Annotated in this window: 6 protein-coding genes; 1 reads left to right on the forward strand and 5 read right to left on the reverse strand. The window is 61.8% G+C overall.

Features of this window, described 5'->3' with window-relative positions:
* Window positions 1–214 precede the first annotated feature (214 nt).
* The 5 genes from ENZ74_RS18560 to ENZ74_RS18580 all read right to left on the reverse strand — a co-directional run bounded on the left by ENZ74_RS18560 (window position 215) and on the right by ENZ74_RS18580 (window position 5,147).
* The gene (locus ENZ74_RS18560) at window positions 215–1,006 is read right to left on the reverse strand and encodes an ATP-binding cassette domain-containing protein (RefSeq protein WP_063167632.1); all 792 of its coding nucleotides are present in this window, start codon (window positions 1,004–1,006) and stop codon (window positions 215–217) included.
* 3 nt (window positions 1,007–1,009) lie between these two features.
* Complete coding sequence (locus ENZ74_RS18565) at window positions 1,010–1,996, reverse strand: ABC transporter permease (protein WP_013532869.1); 987 nt, start codon at window positions 1,994–1,996, stop codon at window positions 1,010–1,012.
* A 114-nt stretch (window positions 1,997–2,110) separates the two neighbouring features.
* Window positions 2,111–3,046 carry a substrate-binding domain-containing protein gene (locus tag ENZ74_RS18570; RefSeq protein ID WP_063167633.1) on the reverse strand — a complete coding sequence of 312 codons (936 nt, stop codon included), beginning with the start codon at window positions 3,044–3,046 and terminating at the stop codon, window positions 2,111–2,113.
* Window positions 3,047–3,367: 321 nt separating this feature from the next.
* On the reverse strand, window positions 3,368–3,913 hold the full coding sequence (locus tag ENZ74_RS18575) for a hypothetical protein (RefSeq protein ID WP_064995104.1): 546 nt from the start codon (window positions 3,911–3,913) through the stop codon (window positions 3,368–3,370).
* 76 nt (window positions 3,914–3,989) lie between these two features.
* Window positions 3,990–5,147, reverse strand: a complete 1,158-nt coding sequence (locus ENZ74_RS18580) for a fumarylacetoacetate hydrolase family protein (RefSeq protein WP_063167634.1) — start codon at window positions 5,145–5,147, stop codon at window positions 3,990–3,992.
* A gap of 237 nt (window positions 5,148–5,384) precedes the next feature.
* Between ENZ74_RS18580 and ENZ74_RS18585 the strand changes: the two genes are divergently transcribed.
* A partial coding sequence (locus ENZ74_RS18585) for an FAD-dependent oxidoreductase (protein WP_164761082.1) occupies window positions 5,385–5,989 on the forward strand: 605 nt, incomplete at its 3' end.

Below are 5,989 nucleotides of genomic sequence, written 5' to 3' on the forward strand. Positions count from 1 at the left end.
GCCGGTTGTTCAGCACCCTGTCGACCGTTGCGGTCGACAGCCCGCAATTGCGGGCGATATCCGAGACGGTGGCTTTCATGCCGCTACCCACAGCCCGCATTGCGGGCAATATCCGAGACGGTGGCTTTCATGCCGCTACCTATGCGCCCTGCGATGCCGCGCCAGACAAGCGATGCGATCTGAGGCAGCGGTGATTGCCGCCATCACCCGACAGTCAGTGCGACGGCTTGCCATCGGTGATGGCATCGCGGATTTCCTTGTCCGACATGCCGGTGATGATCCGCTCTACCTCCGCCACGCTGGTCGTCTTCGGGTCGATGTCGTCGGCGACCACCTTGCCCCGGCGCATGACGACGATGCGGTCGACCACCTGGAAGACATGGTGGATGTTGTGGGCGATGAAAATGCAGGAGTGACCGGAATCGCGGGCGCTGCGCACGAAACTCAGCACGCCCTGTGTTTCGGCGACGCCGAGATTGTTGGTCGGCTCGTCGAGGATGATCAGGTCGCTGTCGAAATGCATGGCGCGCGCGATCGCCACCGCCTGACGCTCGCCGCCGGAAAGCGAACCGATCGGCGTCGTCGGCGGGATGTTCTTCGTGATGCCGACCTGCTTGAGCAAATCGCGGGCAACCGTGTTCATCGCCTCCTGGTCCATCCGGTTGAGGAAGCGCGGCGGCTTGATCGGCTCGCGCCCGAGGAACAGATTGCGGGCGATCGACAGTTGCGTGACCAGTGCGGAGTCCTGGTAGATCGTCTCGATGCCATGGGCGATGGCGTCGCTGGTGCTGCGCAGGCTCACCTTCTTGCCACGGATGAAGATATCGCCGCTGGTCAGCGGAACGGCACCCGAAAGCACCTTGATCAGCGTCGACTTGCCGGCGCCATTGTCGCCAAGCAAGCCGACGATCTCCCGTTCATTGACATGGAAATTGGCATCCTCCAGCGCCTGCACGCGGCCGTAGGACTTGCGGATGTTCGTCATGCGGATCAGTGGCTCGGCCATGGTTCAAGTCCCCGCCTGATGCCGGCGTTCCAGCCATGAATGCAGTGCCATCATGCCGAGGATGATGGCACCGATGAAGATGTTATAGGCAAGACCAGGCACGCCGATCAGCACGATGCCGTTGCGCATCACACGCAGGATCAGGATGCCGAGCACGGTGCCGATGATCGTGCCGCGCCCGCCGGTAAGTGCGGTACCGCCGATCACCACCATGGCGATGACTTCCAACTCATAGCCGGTACCGCTGTTGGGGTTGGCGGCGGACGTGCGCAACGAAGAGATGACGCCGGCAAGCGAGGCCATGACCGACGACAGCACGAACAGGCCGATCTTGACCCCGCTGACATTGACGCCGCGCGCCCGCGCCGCGCTCGGGTTGCCGCCGGCCGCCTGGATCCAGTTGCCGGTGCGGCTTTGCGTCAGTACGTAGCCGAGCGCGATCGCCGCGGCGATGAACCAGAACAGTGACATGTAGATGCGGAACGGGCCGATGAAGAAGTCGCCGACCAGCGCTTCCGCCAGCCAACTGCCCTCCGCACTCCAGGTGCGCTGGGGAAAACCGTCGGTGACGAAAAGGGCGGTGCCGCGCACCACCAGCAGCATGCCGAGCGTCACCAGGAAGGATGGGATCTTGAGCTGCGTCACGAACCAGCCATTGACCAGCCCGATGAAGGCGGCGACCAGCAGCGCGGCGACAAAGCCGGCTTCGAGCGAGGTCAGGCCGCTGTTGAACAGGGTCCACATCAAGACCGGCGAGAAGCCGAACAGGGAGCCGACCGAGAGGTCGAACTCGCCGGACGTCATCAACAGCGTCATCGCCAGCGCGATCAGGCCGAGCTCGACCGTGAAAGCCAGCGTGTTGGAGATGTTCTGCGGCGACAGGAAGTCGTGGTTGAAACTCCAGAAAACGGCGATCTCGACGACGAGCAGCACGAAAGGGCCGAATTCCGGCCGTGCGATCAGGCGTGGGACGAGCGAATGATTTTCCACAGGCAATCCGCGACATGAGTGGAAGGCTGAGCGTTGCACATCGCGTGCGAAGGGCTCGGCGAAATGGAGAGCCAGTCGCGACCGTTGGGCGGCCGCGACTGTTGAGATTGGATGTTACTTGCCGGACAGGATGTCGTCGTAGATCTGCGCGGTGTCTTTTTCATAGAGCGCGCCGGTGATGACGTTGAAGCCCGGAGGAATGCCGCCGGCGGCCATATTGGCCAGCGAAAGCGCGACATAGCTGGTCGCCTGCGGGTCCTGCCACTGGCCGGCATTGACATAGCCGTTCAGCACTTCCTGGGTGGTGTCGAGCGAATTGCCCCAGCCGACGACCGGGATTTCGCCCGGCTTGATGCCGACCTGGTCGAACACCCGCTTGATCGAGCCGGTGACGAGGTCGCCTAGGCCGATGATCGCCTTGACCTTGGCCTTGTTCGCCGTGAGGTAGTCGACCATGCGGTTGATCACTTCAGCCTGATCAAGCGTCGCTTCCGTGATTTCATACGTGATGCCGAGCGGCTCGAAGACGCTCTTGATGCCTTCCTCTTCCTGCACGCCATAGGTGGCGCCGGGGATTTCGACCGGCATCCAGACGAAGTCGCCCTTCTTCACCAGGCCCTTGTCGACCAGATACTGTGCCCAATGCTTGCCGAAGGTGACATTGTCGCCGCCGACATAGGCGTTGAAATCGGCTTTCGGATCAGGCGTGTTGAAATTGATGATCGGCACTTTCGCCGCACGCGCTTCCTTGACGATCTCGATCAGGCTGCCCGGATCGGGGCTCGTGGTGACGATGCCATCGGCCTTGGCGGAGAGGGCGGCGCGAACCGCTTCCTGCTGCGAGGCGACATCGCCGTTGTGGAACGAGGTGTTGACCGTGTTGCCGGTGTCCTTGGCCCACTGCTTGGCGCCGGCCAGGAAGTAGGTCCAGACCGGATCGGCCGGACCGCCATGCGAAATCCAGTAGAACGTCTTGGCCTGTGCCGCTGCTGGTACCACCATCAGCGCCACCAACAGGCCGTATAGAACGCGTCTTAGCCGTGTCAGCATTTGATTTCCTCCCGTTTGTAGATCGTCAGTTCAAAATCCGTCCCTTGTTTTGCGTCTTTTGCCAGCGCCGATCGGATGCGTCAGAGCATCCCCTTTTTCGACGGATGGCAAGCCTCCATCTGCCAGGCCTCCATCTGCAGGTGTAGTGGGCGCCTGACGGGGCGTCATCAGCCGTCCCATCAGATTGCATCAGTTGAGGTGATTTTCCGACTGTCGGATAATTGGTGTCGAGGCTAGCCGAGCAGATAGTCCTCGTCATGGTCGGCGCGCAGGTTGCTCCACAGCCGATCGGCCGCCAGGCGAGCAAGGCGATTTGTTCCGTTAGGTATCCGACAAATGCAGATGCTCGGGCACTCGCAGCATTTCGGCATTGGTGAGTCTTCCGCTGGTGAACTCTAGTCGGAGCCCCTCGCAGTATCCGATGGCTTCTCCCTCGATAGGACGTTTGCTGGCCATCAGGAACGCGACAACGCCGAGATCGATGATCCCACCGTGCGTCACCAATAAGCCCGTCGCTTCGTTGGGAACTCGGGCAGCTATGCTCGTCCACAGTCGCACTTGGGTGTTAGCAAATGCAATGCAGTCTACGTCCGATCGGAGTACACGTTCTACCTCCGCCAACGGGCTCGGCCACGAGATCGTTTCGAGTATATTTTTGGGAAGAATTCCAAGTTCGGCAATCAACTCATTTACTTCGAAACCCATCGCAATTGCGGTTTCGATTGCCCGTGGAATTTCGCTTGTGACAACAAGTTCATAAGAGTCAGCCCCTTGGGCTACAAACCGCGCTAGTTCGATTCCTTCTCGAGAAAGGTGCGCGCCAGGCTTGCGCCTCATGGTGTGCCGGCGAACATCAAGTATCGTCATTGGATTCCAGTCCGACGAGGTCACGAGTAATAAGGCGCCAACATTGCGTTGATGGTGGCCCTGGGCCAAGGCTTGGCTAAATAAGATCGGCCTTCGCCAGCTCCCGCATCAGATGGCTGGCGCCGTAGGTCCAGTGCGGGCAGTCTGGCGACAGCTGCACGCGGTTGACCAGCGCGCCGAATTTTTCCGACGAGATGGTGACGATGTCGCCGACCTTGTGGGTAAAACCCTTGCCCTTCTCGCCGCGATCCTTGGACGGAACGAACATGGTGCCGAGATAGAGCGCCAGCCCGTCCGGATACTGGTGGTGCGGCCCCATGGCCGCGGCGACCAGTTCCTCCGGCGAGCGGCTGATCTCGGCCATCGAGCTTGCGCCCTCCAGCGAGAACCCGTCCTCGCCCTCGACTTTCAGGCGCACGACGGCACGCTTGACGTCATCGATGGAGAATTTCTCGTCGAACAGGCGGATGAAGGGGCCAAGTGAGGCCGAGGCATTGTTATCCTTGGCCTTGCCGAGCAGCAGCGCCGAACGCCCTTCGACGTCGCGCAGATTGACGTCGTTGCCGATAGTGGCGCCGACGATCCTGCCGCTGGAGGCGGCGATCATGGCGATCTCGGGTTCCGGATTGTTCCAGGTCGACACCGGGTGCAGCCCGACATCGGCGCCGAAGCCCACCGAGGCCATCGGCTGGCACTTGGTGAAGATCTCGGCATCGGGGCCGATGCCCACTTCCAGATATTGCGACCAGGCGCCGCGCGAAATCAGCTTGGCCTTGATCTCCATCGCTTCGGGCGAACCGGGCTTCAGCTTCGACAGGTCGTGGCCGATCAGTCCGGCAATGTCGGCGCGGATGGCATCGGCTTTTTCAGCCGAACCACGCGCCTGTTCCTCGATCACCCGTTCCAGCAGGCTGACGACGAAGGTGACGCCCGATGCCTTGACCGCCTGCAGGTCGACCGGGGAGAGCAGGTAGGGTTTTGCTGGATCGCGCCCGGTTTCAAAACTGTTGGCGGCGATGTCATCGAGCGAACCGATCGGTCTGCCTTCGGCCGAGCGGACATGCCCAGCCGGGTCGGCCATCTCGCAAAGGTCGCGCATGGTCGGTGCCGTACGCGAGGTGATGTCGAAGACCGTGCCATCGCGAACCGTGACGACCAGCGGGTATGCAGCACCGCTGCTTCTGGCGCGTCCGACAAAAAGGCCCTCGCTGGGCAGGTGGGTCGGGTTCGTCATGGCGCTCTGTCCTCTTAGTGATCGGCAATGTGGTGAAGTGATCGACAATGTGGGCTAGCCGGATCGGCGTGGCACTTTCACCGGATTCCCGTCAAAGGTCTATCCCGTCGCAGGCGATCGGAACTCTGGGTCTCCGGTCGTCTCGGCGGCAGTCCACAGGCGAAAGCCATGGTGCTCTTTCAAAATTGTGAAATTCTGACTAGGATTTTCACCAATCGCAGCGCATTCAGGTGACCCTTGGCGACAGCATTCTCCGATCCCATCTGGCGCAGGCCGCAGGCAGCTTCCACGTTTCAATCGCTTCCCAATGGCGAACGGGTCGATCTCGCCATCATTGGCGGTGGCATCATGGGCTTGTCGACTGCCTTGCATGCCGCCCGGCTTGGCCTGTCGGTGCAGGTGCTGGACGCCGGCGAGATCGGCCAGGGCGCATCAGGCTTGAATGGCGGCCAGGTCATTCCCGGCCTGAAATACGATCCGGAATGGTTGCTGGAGCATTTTGGCCCGGAGCGCGGCGAGGCGCTTGTCAATTTCGCGGCGTCGACCGCCAACGCGGTGTTCGAGCTGATCCGCGACGAGAATCTGGCGGTGCCGTTCGTTCGAAATGGCTGGATCCAGGCGGCGCACACCGAGGCCGCGCTGAAGGCGGCGACGAACCGCGACCGGCAATGGCACGCGCGCGGTGCCGACGTCCGGTTGCTGAACGCAGCGGAGACCGCAGCCAGGACTGGCGCACAGGGTTATCTCGGCGGCTGGCTCGACCGCCGCGCCGGTGTGATCGATCCGCTCGCCTACACGTCTGAACTTGCCCGGGTCGGGACCGCGACTGGCGTGAGGATAGC

This window comes from Mesorhizobium sp. M7A.F.Ca.CA.002.15.2.1 (assembly GCF_003998715.1).
Lineage (GTDB): Bacteria > Pseudomonadota > Alphaproteobacteria > Rhizobiales > Rhizobiaceae > Mesorhizobium > Mesorhizobium ciceri.